The 19,741-nt window shown below is 63.4% G+C and carries 15 protein-coding genes; 7 read left to right on the top strand and 8 right to left on the bottom strand.

Features of this window, described 5'->3' with window-relative positions; translation table 11 throughout:
• The first annotated feature begins 140 nt into the window (after positions 1–140).
• Entirely contained in the window at positions 141–1,220 is a 1,080-nt protein-coding gene (locus HMPREF3157_RS01660) for an ABC transporter ATP-binding protein (RefSeq protein ID WP_016664319.1), read from the top strand.
• Between the two features lie 99 nt (positions 1,221–1,319).
• Positions 1,320–2,573: a DUF4032 domain-containing protein gene (locus tag HMPREF3157_RS01655; RefSeq protein WP_016664318.1), complete on the top strand. Its 1,254-nt coding sequence runs from the start codon at positions 1,320–1,322 to the stop codon at positions 2,571–2,573.
• Between the two features lie 12 nt (positions 2,574–2,585).
• On the opposite strand, the gene rlmB is transcribed toward HMPREF3157_RS01655, so the two are convergent.
• The 6 genes from rlmB to HMPREF3157_RS01625 form a co-directional block, all read right to left on the bottom strand.
• On the bottom strand, positions 2,586–3,548 hold the full coding sequence (gene rlmB / locus HMPREF3157_RS01650) for a 23S rRNA (guanosine(2251)-2'-O)-methyltransferase RlmB (RefSeq protein WP_016664317.1): 963 nt from the start codon (positions 3,546–3,548) through the stop codon (positions 2,586–2,588).
• Positions 3,549–3,556: 8 nt separating this feature from the next.
• Positions 3,557–4,993 carry a cysteine--tRNA ligase gene (cysS, locus tag HMPREF3157_RS01645; RefSeq protein WP_016664316.1) on the bottom strand — a complete coding sequence of 479 codons (1,437 nt, stop codon included), beginning with the start codon at positions 4,991–4,993 and terminating at the stop codon, positions 3,557–3,559.
• Between the two features lie 79 nt (positions 4,994–5,072).
• Complete coding sequence (locus HMPREF3157_RS01640) at positions 5,073–5,564, bottom strand: phage holin family protein (protein ID WP_070435332.1); 492 nt, start codon at positions 5,562–5,564, stop codon at positions 5,073–5,075.
• 75 nt (positions 5,565–5,639) lie between these two features.
• Positions 5,640–6,803, bottom strand: coding sequence for a LacI family DNA-binding transcriptional regulator (locus HMPREF3157_RS01635; RefSeq protein ID WP_016664314.1), 1,164 nt, complete (start codon positions 6,801–6,803; stop codon positions 5,640–5,642).
• An 82-nt stretch (positions 6,804–6,885) separates the two neighbouring features.
• Positions 6,886–8,301 carry an L-serine ammonia-lyase gene (locus HMPREF3157_RS01630; protein ID WP_016664313.1) on the bottom strand — a complete coding sequence of 472 codons (1,416 nt, stop codon included), beginning with the start codon at positions 8,299–8,301 and terminating at the stop codon, positions 6,886–6,888.
• Positions 8,302–8,353: 52 nt separating this feature from the next.
• The gene (locus HMPREF3157_RS01625) at positions 8,354–9,817 is read right to left on the bottom strand and encodes a DEAD/DEAH box helicase (protein ID WP_070435331.1); all 1,464 of its coding nucleotides are present in this window, start codon (positions 9,815–9,817) and stop codon (positions 8,354–8,356) included.
• Between the two features lie 200 nt (positions 9,818–10,017).
• Between HMPREF3157_RS01625 and panD the strand changes: the two genes are divergently transcribed.
• From panD to HMPREF3157_RS01610, 3 genes are read left to right on the top strand one after another with little or no spacing between them, the layout of a single operon-like run.
• On the top strand, positions 10,018–10,425 hold the full coding sequence (panD, locus tag HMPREF3157_RS01620; RefSeq protein WP_034374752.1) for an aspartate 1-decarboxylase: 408 nt from the start codon (positions 10,018–10,020) through the stop codon (positions 10,423–10,425).
• A 5-nt stretch (positions 10,426–10,430) separates the two neighbouring features.
• Positions 10,431–11,360 carry an AEC family transporter gene (locus tag HMPREF3157_RS01615; protein WP_016664310.1) on the top strand — a complete coding sequence of 310 codons (930 nt, stop codon included), beginning with the start codon at positions 10,431–10,433 and terminating at the stop codon, positions 11,358–11,360.
• Positions 11,361–11,386: 26 nt separating this feature from the next.
• Positions 11,387–11,851, top strand: a complete 465-nt coding sequence (locus HMPREF3157_RS01610) for a low molecular weight protein-tyrosine-phosphatase (RefSeq protein ID WP_016664309.1) — start codon at positions 11,387–11,389, stop codon at positions 11,849–11,851.
• Here the strand turns inward: HMPREF3157_RS01610 and HMPREF3157_RS01605 are convergent.
• Positions 11,848–12,384: a GrpB family protein gene (locus HMPREF3157_RS01605; protein WP_016664308.1), complete on the bottom strand. Its 537-nt coding sequence runs from the start codon at positions 12,382–12,384 to the stop codon at positions 11,848–11,850. The two genes, HMPREF3157_RS01610 and HMPREF3157_RS01605, sit on opposite strands and share 4 nt — an antisense overlap.
• Positions 12,385–12,549: 165 nt before the next feature.
• Here HMPREF3157_RS01605 and leuS point away from each other — a divergent pair, with 165 nt between their 5' ends.
• Both leuS and HMPREF3157_RS10345 read left to right on the top strand, forming a co-directional pair.
• Entirely contained in the window at positions 12,550–15,534 is a 2,985-nt protein-coding gene (leuS, locus tag HMPREF3157_RS01600; protein WP_070435330.1) for a leucine--tRNA ligase, read from the top strand.
• A 245-nt stretch (positions 15,535–15,779) separates the two neighbouring features.
• Positions 15,780–16,985, top strand: coding sequence for a hypothetical protein (locus HMPREF3157_RS10345; protein WP_141740576.1), 1,206 nt, complete (start codon positions 15,780–15,782; stop codon positions 16,983–16,985).
• A gap of 95 nt (positions 16,986–17,080) precedes the next feature.
• Here the strand turns inward: HMPREF3157_RS10345 and clpB are convergent, their stop codons facing one another.
• The gene (clpB, locus tag HMPREF3157_RS01590) at positions 17,081–19,699 is read right to left on the bottom strand and encodes an ATP-dependent chaperone ClpB (protein WP_070435328.1); all 2,619 of its coding nucleotides are present in this window, start codon (positions 19,697–19,699) and stop codon (positions 17,081–17,083) included.
• Positions 19,700–19,741: the final 42 nt, after the last annotated feature.

Here is a 19,741-nt window from a genome sequence, read left to right as displayed (position 1 = left end):
GGAAGGTCGGGAACACCCCTCGGCGCGTCCCATATGGTCGGCGCCACAGTGGGGTATTGTTGTCCATACGTCAGCAAAGACCGCTGACTGTACTTCACAACGGATCGTCCGGCACGTACCTGCCGGTGAAGGGAATACCCATGGCAAAGGTTATTTACGACCACGCAAGCCGTATCTACCCGGGCAGCGACAAGCCCGCGGTTGACGACCTCAACATCGAGATCGAAGACGGCGAATTCCTCGTCCTCGTTGGACCCTCGGGCTGCGGTAAGTCCACCTCGCTGCGCATGCTCGCCGGTCTCGAAGAGATCGATGCAGGCCGCATCTTCATCGGCGACCGCGACGTCACGAACGTGCCGCCCAAGGACCGCGACATCGCGATGGTCTTCCAGAACTACGCCCTTTACCCCCACATGTCGGTTGCCGACAACATGGGCTTCGCACTCAAGATCGCGGGCACGCCGAAGGATGAGATCCGCAAGCGCGTTGAAGAGGCCGCAAAGATCCTCGACCTCGAGCAGTACCTCGACCGTAAGCCCAAGGCTCTCTCGGGTGGTCAGCGCCAGCGTGTCGCCATGGGCCGCGCAATCGTGCGCTCGCCCCAGGTGTTCCTCATGGACGAGCCGCTCTCGAACCTTGACGCGAAGCTCCGCGTCTCGACCCGTACTCAGATCGCGTCGCTCCAGCGTCGCCTGGGCGTCACGACCGTCTACGTGACCCACGATCAGACCGAAGCTATGACGATGGGCGATCGCGTCGCCGTTCTCGCCGGTGGCGTGCTCCAGCAGATCGACTCGCCGCAGCGCATGTACGATCACCCGAACAACGTGTTCGTTGCGGGCTTCATTGGCTCGCCCGCCATGAACCTCATCGAGCAGCCCCTCACCGACCAGGGCGTCGCCTTCGGCGGCTCCGTGATCCTCGTGGATCGCTCGACCCTCTCGGAGTCGAATGAGAAGGCCGTCACCGTCGGTGTGCGCCCCGAGGATCTCGAGCTCGCCGCGGACGGCCTCCCCGTCGAGGTCGACATGGTCGAGGTGCTCGGCGCTGACGCCTACGTGTACGGCCGCCTCGCTGGCGCGGGCGAAACGGACAAGCCGATCATCGCGCGCGTCGACGGCCGCCGTCCTCCGCAGAAGGGTGAGACCGTGCACTTCCAGCCGAAGGCTGACCACGTGCACCTGTTCGACCTGAAGTCGGGCAACCGTCTCGGCGACTAATCGCCTCACTCCTCAAACGAGGAAACATTCACAAAGAAGGCACGCGAATCGCGTGCCTTCTTTGCATACATAGCCCGCGAGTAGGAGAGAATAGAAGGCATGGCACCCATCGAGATCTCCGCAGCGCGAGCGGACGAGGCACTCCTCGATCTGCCGTGGAGCCTCCCCCTTGCCGACTGGCCCGATTCGCTCCTCGCATCGCTCCCCCGCGGCATCTCGCGACACGTCGTCCGTTTTGCCCGTGTAAGCGGGCGAGTTCTCGCTCTCAAGGAAATCAACGAAAACCTCGCGCGCGCCGAATTCACGACCTTGCGTCTGCTCGGAAAACTCGGAATCCCCGCCGTTGAACCGTTTGCGGTTGTGAGCGGGCGCGAATCGGCCGAGGACGGCCGCGACCTCGACGCCATCCTGATCACGAGGCACCTTCAGTACTCCCTCCCCTACCGGGCGGTGTTCTCCCAGCTCAACAGCGAAGACACGGCACGCAAGCTTCTTGACGCGCTTGCCGTGCTGCTCGTCCGCCTCCACCTCGTCGGCTTCTACTGGGGTGACGTCTCGCTTTCCAACACCCTCTTTAAGCGCGATGCGGGCGCGTTCGCCGCCTACATCGTTGACGTCGAAACGGGTCAACTCGAAAGCCAGCTGACGACGGGCCAGCGCGAATACGATCTCGACATTGCGCGCACCAATATCGTGGGCGAAATGCTCGATCTCCAGGCTGCAGAGCAGCTGCCTGACAACGTTGATCCCATTGCCATCGGTGATCTCCTTCTCGAGCGGTACACCGAGCTGTGGGATGCGCTCACTGGCCGCGAAACATTCAGCGCGAATGAACGCTGGCGCGTGAGCGCCCGTATCGAGAAACTTAACGAGCTCGGTTTCGACGTCGACGAGCTCGACATGACAACCGATCTCGACGGCACGACCGTGTCGGTGCAGCCGAAAGTTGTGGATGCCGGGCACCACAGAAGGCGGCTCATGCGCCTTACGGGAATCGACGCTCAAGAAAACCAGGCGCGCCGACTCCTTAACGACCTCGACCAGTACCGGGTTCTCACGAATCAGCAGGGTGAGGAAGAAGAGTTCGTCGCCCACGAGTGGCTTCAGGAGCAGTATGAGCCGGTCGTGCGGGCGATCCCGCGCTCGATGCGCAAGAAGCTCCCGGCTCCCGAGTTCTACCACGAGCTTCTCGAACACAAGTGGTTCATGTCGCAGCGCCTCGGCAAGGATGTGACGTGGGATAAGGCCGTCCAGGACTACATCCTGAACGTCCTTACCTATCGCCAAGACGAACGCGCCCTCATCACGTCGGAGACCTCGGCGATTCCGATTGTGACGGACACGGAGTTCTAGACCCCGCTGACGTTAGGCTCGGCCCGTGCGAGCGCGCGTGCCTGCAATCTCGTACAGCACGATCGAGGCGGCTACAGAGGCGTTGAGCGATTCGGTCGCGGCCGCCATCGGGATCGACACAATCGCATCGCATTTCTCGCGCGTGAGTCGTGAAATTCCCTTGCCTTCGGCACCGATGACGAGCATGATCGGGGACGTTGCGAGGTCCATATCCCGCGGCTCGAGTTCACCATCGGCATCGAGACCAACGACAAAGACACCCTGTTTCTTGAGCGAGTCGATCGCGCGGTTGAGGTTCGTCACCTGGGCGACCTTCACGCGCGTCGCGGCGCCCGCAGCAACCTTGTAGACGCTCGCGGTCATGCCGACGCTTCGACGCTCGGGAATGATCACACCGTGGGCGCCGAACGCGCCCGCGCTACGGAGTATCGCCCCGAGATTGCGTGGGTCGGTGATGCCATCGAGTGCGATGAGAAGCGGGGTATCGAAATTATTCGCGGCGATCTCGAGGAGATCCGCGGGATTCGCGTACTCGTAGGGCGGGAGGGTGAGAGCGACGCCCTGGTGAATAGCATCGTCGGTGAGTCGGTCGAGTTCGGCCCGTGTGGCTTCGTGCAGCTGAAGGCCCTTTTGATGGGCAAGGCGCATGATCTCGCGTACGCGCTCGTCTGCATCAAGCCGGATGGCAAGAGTGAGCGAGAGTGCCTCCACGCCTTCTTGGAGCGCCTCGAGAACGGAGTTCCGTCCCGCGATCACCGTGGGGCGGTTTGCAGTGTCCTTAGGGGACTTGCGCGGTGGGCGGCGCTTGCCGGATTTGGCACCGGATTTTCCGACGGTGTCGTGCGTTCCCCTGTAGGCCTTGTGATGCGGGCGATCCTCCGCCTTCGGGGTGGGGCCGCGCCCTTCGAGGCGGCGGCGGCGCACGCCGCCGGATCCGACCTTCGGGCCCTTGCGGGAGCTCTTGTGTCCTGCCATGGTCTCTCCTAGTTCGTGAGGCTCCAGCGGGAGGAGCCCGCGGAGTCTTCGATGCGAATGCCGGCGGCAGCGAAGCGATCTCGGATCGCGTCGGCGCTCGCCCAGTCTTTGTTGGCACGTGCCTCGGCGCGCTCCTCGAGTTGGGCTCTAATGAGCGCATCGAGGGCGTCGTGTTCGGCATTGGTGGCGCTTGATTCGTCGGCCCACTGGGGCCCCGCGAGGTCGAGTCCCAGAACATCGAGCATGTCGCGAAGCTCGCCTACGCGGCGCGCAATCTCGTGGGCGTCGCTCGTGTGCTCGGCAAGAAGCGAGTTCAGTTCGCCCTGGCGCTCGTGGATCACGGCGAGAGCTTCGGCGACGGAAAGGTCGTCATTCATCGCGTCAACGAAGCGCGCGGGAAGCTCGCTCTCGCCTACCTCGCGCAGGGCTTCGCTCGCGCCTTGCTGGCTGACTGCTTCGAGTGCGCGCGTGAGGGTGCCCTCGAGGCGCGAGAGCACGGTCTCGGCTTCCGCGAGGGTGGTCTCGTTGAACTCCACGTTGGTGCGGTAGTGGGAGCCAACGATCGCGAGGCGCACGGCTGCTGCCGAGTGCTTGGCGAGGACGTCTTCGGCCGTGATGAAGTTGCCGAGGCTCTTGCCCATTTTCATCCCGTCGACCGTCAGCATCCCCGAATGCATCCAGTGCTGCGCAAAGCCGTAGCCAGCTCCGTAGCTTTGGGCTTGCTCGTTTTCATGGTGCGGGAAGCGAAGATCAAGGCCGCCACCGTGAATGTCGAAGCTCTCCCCCACGTATTTTTTCGCCATCGCCGAGCACTCAAGGTGCCAGCCGGGCCGCCCTTCGCCGAACGGGGTTGACCACTTCGCTGTCGTGGGTTCGCCGTCCTTTGCTTTCTTCCACAGGGCGAAGTCTCGAGGGTCCTGCTTGAGGTTGGAGGCGGCTTCCGCATCGTCAACCATGTTCTCGATGGACTGGTTCGTGAGCGAGCCGTATTCGGGCAGGGAGGATACGTCAAAGTAGACGCTTCCTTCCCCGTCAGCATAGGCGTGGCCGCGCTCGATGAGCCGCTGCATGAAGTCAATCATCTCCGTGACGTGACCGGTCGCGCGGGGCTCGTAGTCAGGGCGCACGGCGCCGAGCCGGTCCATGATCTCGCCAAACTTTCGTTCGTTGGCGTACGACCACTTCCACCACGGCTCACCTTCCTCGGCGGCGCGCGCGAGGATCTTATCGTCGATGTCAGTCACGTTGCGCACGTAAGTCACGCGGTAACCGCTCCTGCGCAGCCACCGCACGAGCACGTCGAACGCGAGGAACGTGCGGATATGCCCCACGTGGGGACCGTCCTGGACAGTCGGCCCACACACGTAGAGCGAGACTTCACCGTCCTTGAGCGGGGTGAAGTCCGAAACGGTCCTGGTCTTCGAGTCATGCAGTCGTAGAGTCACGTCTTAAGCCTAGCCTCTCGTGGGTACCGAAAAAGCGAGGAGCGCTTGCGGCGCCCCTCGCTTCGTGTTGGTCGTAATGTCAGATCTCGCGCGGCGTCGCGGCGCTGACCTGCTTACCGTAGAGTTCTTCGAAAGCGTCGTCGTAGTCAACGCTATTGGCGCGGCGCTTTCCCTGAACGGATTCGACGGCGCTCTTAGCGGTCTCGATGGTGACTTCGGGCGCGGTGATCTTCTTGACGATCAGGTAGGCGATGAGGCCGAGGATCGCGCCGAGTACCACGAGCGCGCCACACACGATGAGGAACGACGCCCATGCCGGCAGACCGAGTGCCACAAGGCCCCACGCGCAGAAGAAGAGGAACATCACCCACGCGCTCAGGAGGAAGAACACGAGAACCGCGGCAAGCGCCGCAACGGCGCCGCCCTTGACGGCGATCCCGGTGATTTCCTTCTTCGCGATTGCGACCTGCTGGTCGATCACGGAGGTGAATTCGTTCTTGATCGAGGCGACGAGTTCGCCAATCGACCGCGAGGTCGTGCTCGCTCGGCGTTCGTTCGAGGAATTGATCATGCATTCAGCCTATCAATGCGGGCCCTGCGTCATTCAGGGGTTTCGAAGGGTTTTCTCCGGTTAGTCGTGTGATGTTTAGTCGATCGTCACGCGCTTGCGGCGCTGCTGCTCGGGTCGCGGCCCTGCCGACGAGGAACGACGCACGATGAGGTGCGGCGAAACCGCGGTGTCGCGTGCGGGCCCTTCGAAACCGCCGATGCGCTCGACGAGCATCTGCGCGCCAAGCGCCCCGATGCGGCGCGAGTTCGGATCGATGCTGGTCACCTGCGCAATACCCGAGGACGCGAGCGACGTATTGCCATAGCCGGTGACGGCAAGCTGAGCGGGAACATCGAAGCCGGCGTCGGCTGCTGCCGAGAGCACACCGACGGCGGTCACATCGTTCGAGCACGTGATCGCGGTGGGAACCTGGCTGCCGCGCAGAAGCATCGCTCCGGCGGTCTGCCCAACCTGCTCGCTGAAGTCCGCCGGCTCCACGCGCGCACGATCCTCGAGTCCGTGACGCTTCATCGCGGCCTTGAAGGCGGTCGCACGCTCCTTCGCCACGGCATACCCCACGCCACCCACGTGAGCGATGTCCTTGTGGCCGAGACTCACAAGGTGATCGACGAGAAGACCAAAGCCCGCTTCATCGTCGATACGGACCGTGTCCGACTTCCCGATGCGCTCTTTCGATCCACCGATCGCGACGAGGGGGCGGTTGCCGATGGCCTCAAAGACCTTGTCGAGCTCGGGGAGCTCACTGGCCATGATGAAGCCATCCACCCCGAGCGCCGTGAGCGAGGAGATCGTTTCTTCCTCGAGCGTGACGGGGTATTCGGGCATACGCCGGCGAGTCGGCACAACCACGACGTGGCGGCCGGTCGCGGCGAGCTCGATGCGGATCGAGCGAACCAGATCGGAGATCCACGTGTTGCGCATCGTGTTCACGAGCACAGCGACGACACCGCGGTGGTCATCCTCCTGAGCGAGGTCTTCGAGCGGGTAGTGGAGCCGTTCGGCGGTCTCGCGAACGGACGTCACGAGCCTCGAATTGATGTCGGATTCGCCGCGAAGGGCGCGAAGCGCAACCGCGGCCGTAATGCCGAGGGAGTTGGCAACTTCGGTCAGCGTTGCGCGGTCACCTTCGGAGCGCTGCTCCGTGACCTCGGGAGCGACCTTCGCCGCCGCTTCGAGCTCGTCGGGGCTCTCTCCGGGTGCGAAATCACCGTTGATGTCGCCGCGTGCTTTATCGTTCATGAGGCCTTAGCCGTCCTTTTCTGTCCTGGAAGCCGCGCCCGCATGGCGCGTAACATTCGCCTTTAACGGTAGCCCACGTGCCTCAACACGCGGGCAAGGACACGGGAACCGTGACGGCGAGGCCGCCCATTGCGGTTTCCTTGTAGTGCTCGTGCATGTCCTTACCCGTGCGGCGCATGGTCTCGAGCACGGTGTCGAACGAGACGAAGTGTTCGCCATTGCCACGCATCGCGAAGCGCACCGCCGTAATCGACTTGATCGCGCCCATCGCGTTGCGCTCGATGCAGGGCACCTGCACGAGACCACCGACGGGGTCGCATGTGAGGCCGAGGTTGTGTTCCATCGCAATCTCGGCAGCGTTTTCGACCTGCCGGGGCTTCGCGCCCATAACTTCGGCAAGCCCCGCCGCGGCCATCGAGCTCGCCGAGCCAACTTCACCCTGGCAGCCCACTTCCGCGCCGGAAATCGACGCGCGCTCCTTGCACAGCGACCCGAACGCGGCAGCTGCGAGCATAAAGCGCACGATGACGTCATCACGATCGTCGTAGTTGAGGTAGGTGAGCGCGTAATAGAGCACCGCGGGGATAATCCCGGCCGCGCCGTTGGTGGGAGCTGTGACGACGCGCCCGCCGCCCGCGTTTTCCTCGTTCACCGCGAGCGCTGCGAGGCTCACCCATTCGAATGCGTTGTCGGCGCGATGGTTCGGGTCTTCGAGCTGAAGGGCGTCGTGCCAGGTTGCTGCGCGGCGCCGCACGTTGAGGCCGCCCGGGAGCACACCGGAGGTGTGCATGCCACGCTCGATGCAGGCTTCCATGACTGCCCAAATGTCGAGGATCCCCTGGCGGATTTCGCTGTCGGTTCGCCATTGCCGCTCGCGCATGAGCATCGCTTGCGAAACCGTGATGCCGTTTTCTTCGCACACGCGAAGAAGCTCCTCACCACTTTGGAAAATCGGTTTCACACCGTCATCGGCGCCCGCTGCGCTGTCGTCTGCGGAGGTTTCCGACGCCTGCTGCGCTTCGAGCTCCTCCTTGTCGACGACGAAGCCGCCACCGATCGAGAACATCGTGCGCTTGTCGAGCTCGTTGCCGTCCTCATCGAGCACCGCGAAGGTCATGCCGTTCGAATGCTCGGGAAGGAAGGTGAGGGGGTGCAGCACGATCGTGGACGGGCGGAGGCTTACCGGGACGCGCCCGCCGAGCATGAGTCCACCGTTGGCGTCGATGTCTTTCGCTCGCGCCCAGGCTTCGGTGGGATCGATCGTGGCGGGGTCGTTGCCCTCGAGACCGAGGACGACCGCGTCGAGTGTTCCGTGGCCCATGCCGGTCGCCGCAAGCGAGCCGTACAGATGCACCTCGACATCGGCGATGTCGGGGCCAATAGTGGGGTGGGCAAGGGCCTCGTCGGCGAATTCTTTCGCGGCGCGCATGGGGCCGACGGTGTGCGAACTCGAGGGGCCGATCCCGATCTTGAACAGGTCAAACAGGCTGACGCTCATCGAGGGACTCCTTATCGTGTCGAACGCGGATCATCTGACGTGTGGTGAAGCTTTAGCGCGACCGGCGCTGGCCACGCGACCGGGCTGGGGAAGCACCGCGTGCCCGGCGAGCGTCGGACCCTCGTTTCTTCCCGGCCGTGCGGCGGCCTTTGCCAGAACCGGGCGTACGCGAAAATGGTGACTTTTCGTTCTCGTCGTATACCGCGCGGCGCTTCTCGTTCTCGCGCCGTTCCGCGGCGTTTCTCGAGTTAGCTCCGCGCATCCTGGTGACATCGAGCTTACGGGGCGCGCCCTTATATTTGACGAGCTGAGGGTCCCGGGCGGGGGTCCCGCTCGGTGTCCTTCCTCCGACATGCCGGATCACCTCGTCAGTTTCGGAATTCACCTCGCTCCATTCGGGACTCACCTGGGCTGCCTCGAGCACCTGGCGAGTCTTGTCCTTCTGATGTGGGAGGGCGAGAGTGACCACGACGCCCGAAGCCCCGGCGCGTGCCGTGCGGCCCGAGCGGTGCACGTACTCCTTCGCGTCATCGGAAGGATCGACGTGCAGCACGAGCGAAACGTCGTCGATGTGAATGCCGCGAGCGGCCACGTCGGTCGCGACGAGCACGTCGAAGGCCCCCTGGCGGAACCCTGCGAGGACGTTCGTGCGCAGGCCCTGCTGTTTATTGCCGTGCAGGGCCGCGGCGGGAATGCCCACCTCAATGAGTTCCTGGGCGACGCGTTCGGCGCCGAGTTGCGTGCGCGTAAACAGGAGGGTGCGACCATCGCGCGCCGCGATCTGGGCCGTGATCTGGCGCTTCTTTTTTGGGTTGATGGCATAGACGACGTGCCGCATGTTCTGCACCGCCGCGGCGACAGGGGTCGTCTCGTGCGTGACGGGGTCGACGAGGAAGCGGTCGGTGATCGCATCGACCTGGTCGTCGAGCGTTGCCGAAAAGAGCATCTTCTGCGTGCCCATCTCAACGTGCGCGAGAATCTCGGTGACGACGGGAAGGAAGCCGAGGTCGGCCATGTGGTCCGCCTCGTCAATAACCGTCGTCTCGATGCGGTCAAGGAAGAGATCTCCCCGCTGAGCGAGGTCGACGACACGCCCCGGTGTCGCGACGATGATCTCAACGCCCCGACGCAGCGCATCGGCCTGTTTGTCGATGTTCATGCCACCCGACACAAGCTGAGCCTTGATACCAACGGCACGCGCGAACGGGTGAATTGTGTCGACGACCTGGACGGCAAGCTCGCGAGTAGGCACGAGCACCATTCCCAGTGGCCGACGCCTGTGGGAGCTGCGATGCCGAAAACGCGCACACATCGACAGGGCAAAAGCGAGGGTTTTACCCGATCCAGTTTCAGCGCGGGCAAGAACGTCGCGTCCCGCGAGCGCATCGGGCAAGATTGCCTCTTGAATTTCGAAGGCACGCTCGAAGCCTTGCGCCTGAAGTTCTTGAACGAGCTCTTCTGGAAGCGCCATCGCATCGAAGCGCTCTGCTTTGTGTGTCCGTCGTGACTTGGGCATGGCAGTGGCCCCTTTCTGCGCGCGTGTGCGCGGTCCTGTGCTTCTCATGGGCGCCGTAGCGCCGGGCCCCAACGGGGCGGTAAACACCTCAAGTATCCGCGAGCCATCCCGGCACCGGAAGAGACGGTCGGGCAATTCGTTCGCAAACTCACGTCTATGACTGCTGCCCGATGGCCCACGGGGTGGAATACTTGAGCATCGTGTTGCGAACACTCATGACATCAAAGATTCACCGCGCCACCGTCACGCAAGCCGACCTTCACTACGTGGGGTCGGTAACCGTCGATGCCGATTTACTCGATGCCGCGGGCCTCATCGAAAACGAACTCGTCGCCATCGTCGACGTGACGAACGGGGCTCGGCTTGAAACCTACGTGATTCGAGGCGAGGCGGGCAGCGGGGAGATCAAGATCAACGGGGCTGCGGCCCACCTGGTACACCCCGGCGACCTCGTGATCCTGATCGCCTACGGTCAGTTCACGCCGGAGGAGGCCACCGCTCACACCCCGCGGGTTGTCCACGTCGATGACAAGAATCGCATCGTCGCGCTCGGCAGCGATCCTGCCCAGGCCGTGCCGGGAGCTCCCGACCAGATTTCCTCGAGGTAACTCACGTGGCGGGAGTCGTGAGCGGGTTCTTCGTGATCGCCGTGATCGTCACCGTGGGCGCATTCGCGGGGTGGTGCAATCTTTTGGGCCCCCAGGGCCGCTTTGTTCTCAATCGCCTGACCTATTTCATCGCGGGGCCATGCCTCGTGTTTGTGTCGCTCATCGACAGCGACCTTCACCTCATACTCTCCGCCAATTTTGCGGTCGCTGCCCTGGCAGCACTCCTCACGACTCTGCTCGCCGCCGCCCTTTCGCGCATTTTCCTCCAGCAGGATTTCCCCCACACCGTGATTTCCTCGGTTTCGGCCTCGATGGTCAATAGCGCGAACATGGGCTTTCCCATCGCGGCCTATGTTCTCGGTGACGTCTCTCTTGCGCTCCCCGTGGCGCTTTGGCAAATGGCGGTGTTCACGCCGCTCTTCCAGTCGGTTCTCCACTCTGCGGTCTCAGGGCAGCGACCAAGCGTACGCGCCCTCGCGGAAACAATTGCCGTGAACCCCATGATCGTCGCGTCCGCGGCAGGTCTCGCTGTTCTCGGCTTCGACCTTCACCTCCCGGCCTTCGTCACCGAACCGATCGACGTCATCGCGGGCATTTCCATCCCAGGGATGCTCCTCGCGTTTGGCATGTCGCTCACCACCTCGAGGCCTTTCTCGAAGGAGGCGGGGCATCGCGCCGACATCGTCCTCGCTACTGCCCTCAAGCTCCTCGCGATGCCCCTTTTTGCCTGGGCTCTCGGCCGGTTCGCCTTTGATCTCACGGGAACGGCGCTTTACGCGGTCGTCGTCCTCGCTGCGCTGCCTACCGCGCAAAACGTATACGTCGCCGCTGCGCGTTACGAGGTGGGCGAGGAGATGACGCGCGATATCGCGCTGTTGACATCGGTCGGCACAATGGTCGCGCTCATGGTGATTGCTTCGCTTTTCGGAGCGTGAGAAGCGCTTTACGTTAGGGTCGAGGCATGATCGTCACTACCGTATGCTGGGGCAACATTTGCCGCTCCCCGATGGCCGAACGCATCCTCGCCTCCGCGCTGTCGTCCCTCGAAGGCGGTGAAGGCATCACCGTCAATTCCGTTGGTGTGAGCAGTGAAGAGACGGGCAACCCCATGGATCCACGCGCTGCCCGCGTTCTCAAAGCCCAGGGCTACGACGCGGGCGGCCACGCCGCTCGTCAGGTGAGCGCTGCCGACATCGAGCGAACCGATCTTTTCGTCGCCGCCGAGCAGTTCCACCTCGACCGGCTTCGTGCGCTTGGAGCCCGCGAGGAGCAGCTCGCTCTCATGACCGACTTCGACCTCGAGTCTCAGCCGGGCGACGCCCTGCCCGACCCGTGGTACGGCGGCGCCGAGGACTTCGATCGGACTCTCGACGTGCTCGAGCGCGCGATGCCGCGCCTCGCCGCACGCCTCGTGAAAGAGTCCTAGAAGCTCGCCGCGAGGCTCGTAAGCGCGTCCTCGTCCATCCCCGCCTCGCGCAAAACCTTCTGGAACATGGGCGCCTTCGCGCGGCGGTACTCGTCCACGTCGATCGCCCCCGTGAACGCAAGACCTCGCTTGTAGCCCGAAAACTCCGCCACGAGCTCGGGGCTGTTCATGAGGACTTGACGCGCCGCGACGCTCGCGTGAAGCAGCGGCGATCCCTCATCGAAAACGGTGAGGGAGTGAAGCACTCCCGACGTGGGAGTATTCAGTTTTCGGTAACCCTCGCCCTCCTGGCGATCGCCGCCGGCCACGTAGCCAAGCGGGGCGAGCGCCTCGCACGCCTCGTCAAGCGCGAGTGGCGCAGCGACCACCGCGATATCGATGATCGGTCTTGCGACCATGCCCGGAACCGAGGTCGCGCCGATGTGCTCGATCCCCTGGCCGCCGTGGCCGTCGAGGGCGTCCACGAGGGTCGTTGCGACCCCCATAAAATCGCCCACCCAAGATTCCGAATACTCGCTCAAATGAATCGCCATACCCCCATCCTACGGGCGAGGAACGGGGCGTATAGCCGAGCTGATGCTGGCGCGGCGGCCGTCGGGCCCTCACGAGGCCCCCAAAGGCACAGCACGTAGACTAGAGACATTGAATGCGCGCTCGAGACCGAGGGCGCACGACACCGACACGAGGAAAGGGACACGATGGCTGAGGCCCCATACCGTTACACCGCCGAACTCGCGGGACAGATCGAGCAGAAATGGCAAAAGCTGTGGCTCGAGCAGGGTACTTTCAACGCCGTCAACCCCGTGGGCGAGCTCTCCGATGGACGCAGCGCCGAAGAGCTCGGCGAGAAGATGTTCATCATGGACATGTTCCCCTACCCCTCGGGCAAGGGACTGCATGTGGGCCACCCGCTTGGCTACATTGCGACCGACGCCGTCGCGCGTCACAACCGCATGCTCGGCAAGAATGTGCTCTACACGATGGGCTACGACGCCTTCGGCCTGCCCGCGGAGCAGTACGCGATTCAAACCGGCACCCACCCGCGCGTCACGACCGACGAAAACGTTGCGAACATGGCCCGTCAGCTCTTCCGCCTCGGCCTCTCGCACGACTCGCGCCGCTCGCTTCGCACGACCGATCTTGACTTCGTCAAGTGGACCCAGTGGGTATTCCTCCAGCTGTTCGACTCGTGGTACGACCCGAACTTCGTGAAGGCTGACGGCACACGCGGCTCTGCACGGCCCATTTCGGAACTCAAGGGCGCGATCCAGGATCGCGATGTTGATCCGTACGCGCTCGCCGAGCAGCAGGGCATCGACATCCCGCAGATGTGGCACGACCGCAAGCCGGATCACGAGCATTGGAATCCCGAGCACGACACACCGTTCGACTTCCTCATTCAGTACACGCCCGAGGAGATGACGGAGCTCGTCAACTGCTTCCGACTCGCCTACGTGAGCGACACGCCCGTGAACTGGTGCCCTGGTCTCGGCACCGTGCTCGCGAACGAAGAGGTGACGGCCGAGGGCCGCTCGGAGCGCGGCGATTTCCCCGTGTTCAAGCGCCGCTTGCGCCAGTGGAACCTGCGCATCACCGCGTATGCCGATCGACTTCTCGAGGATCTCGACACCGTTAACTGGCCCGAATCGGTCAAATCCATGCAGCGGAACTGGATCGGCCGTTCGCGCGGTGCGCAGGTCACGTTCACGCTGGATTCCGACGGCTGCCCCGCCTTCGCCGACTCCACGTTCGACGTCTTCACGACGCGCGTGGACACGCTGTTTGGCGCGACCTTCACGGTGCTCTCGCCCGAGCATCCGCTGCTGTCTGACGTCAGCGCTCTCCCCGAGGCGTGGCCCGAAGACACGAAGTCCGCCTGGACCGGCGGAGCATCGAGCCCGCGCGAGGCCGTCGCCGCCTACAAGGAACGTGCCGCCGCACTCGATGACACCGAGCGCACCGCCGATTCGCGTGAGAAGACGGGAGTGTTCACGGGCCTTTTCGCAGTGAACCCGATGGACGGCCGTGCGCTTCCCGTGTTCACCGCCGACTACGTACTCATGGGCTACGGCACGGGCGCCATCATGGCCGTTCCCGCCGAAGACGAACGTGACTACGCGTTCGCGAGCGCTTTCGAGCTCCCCGTGATCCGCACCGTTCAACCGCCCGCCGATTTCGAAGAGGGACAGGCCTACACGGGCGACGGGAGGAAGATCAATTCGCGCAGCGACGAGCTCGATCTCAACGGCATGAGCAAGGACGAGGCGATCGCTGCCGCGACCGAATTCGCCGAGAAGAAGGGCTTCGGCCACGCAAAGACGACGTACCGGCTGCGTGACTGGCTTTTCAGCCGCCAGCGCTACTGGGGCGAGCCCTTCCCGATCGTGTACGCGGAAGACGCCCCCGAAGTCCCGATCGCGCTCCCGTTCGATCAGCTTCCCGTTCAGCTGCCCGAACTCGACGACTTCTCCCCCAAGACGTTCGACCCGGAAGACGCCGACACCGAGCCGCAGACCCCGCTCTCGCGCGCGGAGGACTGGGCCTGGGTCGAGCTTGATCTTGGCGACGGCATGAAGCGCTACCGTCGCGAAATGAATGTCATGCCGCAGTGGGCCGGATCGTCGTGGTACGAAATCCGCTACACCGATCCCACGAACGACGACCAGATTTCGGCGCCCGAAAATGAGCAGTACTGGATGGGCCCGCGTGAAGGCGCCCCCACTGGCGGTGTCGACCTGTACGTCGGTGGTGTCGAGCATGCCGTTCTCCACCTGCTCTACGCACGTTTCTGGCACAAGGTTCTCTTCGACCGCGGCTACCTTGCGAGCGCCGAGCCGTTCCACACCCTGTTCAACCAGGGATATGTGCAGGCCTATGCTTACCGCGACGAGCGAGGCGTCTACGTCAACGCCTCCGAGGTTGTTGAGGAAGCCGACGGCACCTTCACTCACGATGGCAAACCCGTGCGCCAGGAATACGGGAAGATGGGCAAGTCCCTGCGCAACATCGTGACCCCGGACGACATGTACGACGAGTTCGGCGCCGACACGTTCCGCGTGTACGAAATGTCGATGGGTCCGCTCGATCTGTCGCGCCCCTGGAACACGCGCGACGTCGTGGGCTCGCAGCGCTTCCTTCAGCGTTTGTGGCGCCTCGCCGTGTCCGAAGACACCGGCGAGTGCATCGTGAGCGATGCCGAGCCGAGCGTGGAGACCTTGCGCGCCGTGCATAAGACCATCGACGCGGTGAGCGCCGACATGGACCACATGCGTTTCAACACCGCAATCGCGCGCCTCATCGAGCTCGTCAATCACCTCACGAAGGTCGCCGGCGAGAGCGGCGGCGCGCCGCGTTCGGCCGTCGAGGCTCTCGTGCTCATGGTCTCGCCGTTTGCCCCGCACCTCGCCGAGGAACTGTGGGCGAAGCTCGGTCACGACGAGTCGCTCGCGCGCGCTTCCTACCCGGTTGCGGATCCGCAGTACCTCGTTGCCGACGCCGTCACGTGCGTCATCCAGGTCAAGGGCAAGGTGCGCCACCGCATCGAGGTTGATCCGGAGATCTCGGCGGAGGAGCTCGAGAAGGCAGTGTTTGCCGAGGAGCGCGTGCAAAAACTCATCGAGGGCCACGAGGTTCGTAAGGTGATCGTGCGCGCGCCGAAGCTCGTTAACATCGTCCTCTCCTAACTGAATTGCATAGGGGTTGCGGGGGTTTGGATACCGCCCCCTCTCCCTGAAATTGCATAGTTGTTGTGGGGGTTTGAGCCGCGTGGCTCGGACCCCCACACCTCTTCGGTTTAAGGAGCGTTTCGAGACGGAACAGCGACTCTCGCCGAACGCGCTGAGGCGGCTCGCGCTCCACATTTCTCGGTTTCTCCCACTCCGCCCAGGGGCGCGCATGATGACAGCTGCCGATCCATAGCATGCAAGCCGTGGCACGCATCCGAGCTCCTATCCCGGCCGCCCTCGCGCACACCGTATTCACGTCCCAAGAGGCCTATGCGCAGGCAGTCACGCGAGATCAGCTCCGCGGTCCGAATTATCAGCAGCTCCACCGGGGAATCTATGCTCCGACGGATCTTTCGCCCACAAGTTGGGACTACGCGCGCATCGTGACTCACGCATGCCCAAAAGCAGCACTCTCTCAAATTTCGGCAGCACTCTTGTGGGGATTTCCTCTACCCACCAGATTCCTCGCGCAGGAATGCCCACCAACTCCGGAACTGGCGCGTATCCAAGACGCTCACGCGCCCATACCCGAAAAACTCAATGGCCTTCCGAACTTTGTTTACCCCTACCATCACCGCTCCCCCACGCAGCCATGTGCCGAGTGGCGGCAGCATCTTTTGGCAAGCGACGATGTCATTGTTGTGGAGCCCGACCAGATTCGTGCGGGCTTAGGTGCCGACGGTGGCCCAGCAAGCGTCGGAATGCCGTGGCACCCCTCCACCGCGCCCCTGTGGAAAAAGCCGCTCAGGATCATCTCCCGCGAGAGAACGTTCCTTGATCTTGCGACGGTGCTGAACCCGTTTGAGCTCGTGGCCGTAGGCGACTATCTCGTGCGTCGGCCGCGCCCGAACTACGAGGGGCGAAGCCGGCCCTACTGCACGATTGCTGGCCTCAAGGGCGCGCGCGAGAAATACCCAAAAATCGACAGTGCCTCCAACACGCGATGGGCGCTCGACAATATTCGCGTGGGCTCTGACTCACCTCAGGAGACTCTGTGCCGCCTTCTTCTCGTCGAGGCAGGCCTTCCCGAACCGCAGCTCAATATTCCTATCCCGCTGGCCGGAGGAATCGTCGTTCCCGATCGTGACCTCGTCTATCCGGCTCAGAAGGTCGTTGTGGAGTATCAGGGAAGCTCCCACGAAGAGCCGCAACGGACGGCGCGCGACCGCTACCACGCCGAGAATCTTCGGGAGGAGGGGTGGGAGGTCGTCCCGATTTATAAAGATGACCTCCCGTATGTCGGTTGGTGCAACGAGTTTCCAGCGAAGTATCGAATAGACGCGCCGGGGATGCCTCGCATCAATCGCGTCAACTTTAAGTTGTCACCATATGCGCTGGCGCCGGTGCCTCGCGAGTGGCCCCTTGTTGTCAAGGTTCGCGAAGCATTCCGACGCCAGGCAATGCGGTAGGTTGCGGGGGGGGCTAAGCCCGAGGGAATAACCCCCACAACCCCTATGGAATCCAAGTGAAGGGGTGCGAATAACCCCCACAACACCTATGGAATTCAGTGGAGGACGAGGCGGGCCGGCGCCCCCTCCTCGTGCTCCACGTCAACCGTGACCTTCTGATCGTCCGTAACCTCGCCCGTGAGGATGAGGCGCGCGAGCGCGTCGCCGATCTCCTTCTGCACGAGACGCTTGAGCGGGCGCGCGCCGTACGCTGGATCGAATCCGCGCTCGGCAAGCAAATCCTCGGCAGCGTCGCTCACCTCGAGGGTGATGCGGCGATCCTTGAGACGCGCGGCAAGCGACGCCACCTGGAGGCCAACGATGCGGCGCAGCTCCTCGCGGCTGAGGGAGTCGAACATGACGATGTCGTCGAGGCGATTGACGAACTCGGGCTTGAACGCGGCGCGAACAGCGCTCATGACCGCCTCGCGTTTCGCACTGTCGTCGAGGCTCTCGTCCTGGAGGAAGTGCGCGCCCAAGTTGGACGTGAGGATCACAATAGTGTTCCGGAAGTCGACCGTGCGCCCTTGGCCGTCGGTCAGGCGGCCGTCATCGAGCACCTGGAGGAGGATGTCGAAAACGTCCGGGTGGGCCTTCTCGATCTCGTCCAGGAGTATGACGGTGTAGGGGCGGCGTCGGACCTGCTCGGTGAGCTGCCCTCCCTCTTCGTAGCCAACGTAGCCCGGAGGTGCACCCACGAGGCGAGAGACGCTGTGCTTTTCACCGTATTCGGACATGTCGATGCGAACCATTGCGCGTTCGTCGTCGAAGAGGAATTCGGCGAGGGATTTGGCGAGTTCGGTCTTGCCTACGCCCGTGGGGCCGAGGAAGAGGAACGATCCCGTGGGCCGGTTCGGGTCGGCGATTCCGGCGCGCGAGCGGCGCACGGCATCCGAGACCTCGGCGACGGCCCTGCGCTGACCGATGAGGCGTTTACCAATAATGTCCTCCATGTCGAGAAGCTTTTGCGTCTCGGACCTGAGAAGTCGGCCAGCGGGGATGCCGGTCCACGAGGACACCACGCCAGCGATGTCGTCGGGCCCGACCTTGTCGGCGACGAGCGGCTTTTGCTCCTCGTCAATAGCTCGGCTCTCGGTGCCTTCTCCGTGCTCAAGTTCCACGAGCTTCTTTTTGAGCTCGGGGATGTCGCCGTAGAGGATCTTCGAGGCCTGGCTCAGGTCGCCTTCGCGCTGGGCACGATCGGCCTGCATGCGGAGATCCTCGAGCTTTGCCTTGAGCTCGCCCACCTCGTTGAGGCCGGATTTCTCGCGCTCCCAGCGGGCGGAAAGCTCGTTCATCTCCTCGGTGCGCGCCGCGAGATGCTCGCGGACGCTCGCGAGTTGCGCGAGCGATCCCGGATCGTCCGAGCCCTTGAGGGCGAGCTCTTCCATCTTGAGCCGGTCGACCTGGCGGCGAAGAACATCGAGCTCCACGGGTGAGGAGTCGAGTTCCATCCGCAGGCGCGAGGCAGCTTCGTCAATGAGGTCGATGGCCTTATCAGGGAGCTGGCGATTGTTGATGTAGCGATCGGAAAGCGAGGCAGCAGCGACGAGCGCCGAGTCCGAAATCGTGACCTTGTGGTGCGCCTCGTACTTGTCTTTGAGGCCGCGGAGGATCGTGATCGTGTCTTCGACGCTTGGCTCGCCCACGAAGACCTGTTGGAAGCGGCGTTCGAGAGCCGGGTCCTTTTCGATCCGTTCGCGGTATTCGTCGAGGGTCGTCGCGCCCACCATGCGAAGTTCGCCGCGCGCGAGCATGGGTTTGAGCATGTTGCCGGCGTCCATGGAGCCCTCGCCTGTGCCGCCTGCGCCGACGACTGTGTGCAGCTCGTCGATGAACGTGATCACGTTGCCGTTCGAGTCGCGGATTTCGTCGAGGACGCTCTTGAGACGCTCTTCAAATTCGCCTCGGTATTTCGAGCCGGCGACCATCGAGGAAAGGTCGAGCGAGACGAGGGTCTTGCCGCGGAGCGATTCGGGCACATCCCCTTCGACGATGCGCTGGGCGAGGCCTTCGACGACGGCGGTTTTTCCGACGCCGGGCTCGCCGATGAGCACGGGGTTGTTCTTCGTGCGGCGGCTGAGCACTTGGACGACGCGGCGGATTTCGCCGTCGCGGCCGATGACGGGGTCCAGTTTGCCTTCGCGCGCGCGGGCGGTGAGGTCGACCCCGAATTTTTCGAGGCTCTTGAAGGAGCCTTCCGGGTTTTCTTTGTTCATGCTTGTTCCTTTGGTGAGTTTTGCGATGCTGGCGCGGATCGCTTTCGGGGTCGCGCCGAAGTCTTTGAGGATGTCGCCAGGGGTTTTTGCGGCCTTGGCGATGCCGTAGAGCAAGTGCTCGGTCGAGATGTACCCTTCTGCCCCTTGCCCCATGCCGGCGCCGGCTTCTTTCCCGGCAGCCTCAAGCGCGTCGTAGCCATCGCCCTGGAAGACGGGTTTTTGGTCGGCGCTGCCCGTGAGGCGCGGCAAACGCTGAATTTCTTGGTTGATCCGCTCTTTGAGCGCACCGATGTGCACGCCCGTGTCGGTGAGCACGGCCGTGGCGATTGAGTCTTCTTGTTCGAGCAGTGCCGCGAGCAAGTGCAGACCGGTGACGTTGGTGTTGCGCAGTGTTTCCGCCGAGCGCGTTGCCGCCCCGACGGCTTCGCGCGAGCGTTGGGTGAAGGAAAATTGCATATTTTCCGCTCCTTTCACGTGGTGTGCGTGGAGCGGGGTTGT

Origin of the sequence: Dermabacter sp. HMSC06F07, from assembly GCF_001807345.1 — a bacterium.
Classification (GTDB): domain Bacteria; phylum Actinomycetota; class Actinomycetes; order Actinomycetales; family Dermabacteraceae; genus Dermabacter; species Dermabacter hominis.
Note: the sequence above shows the minus strand (reverse complement) of the source record. Positions and strands in the feature narration are given on the sequence as shown.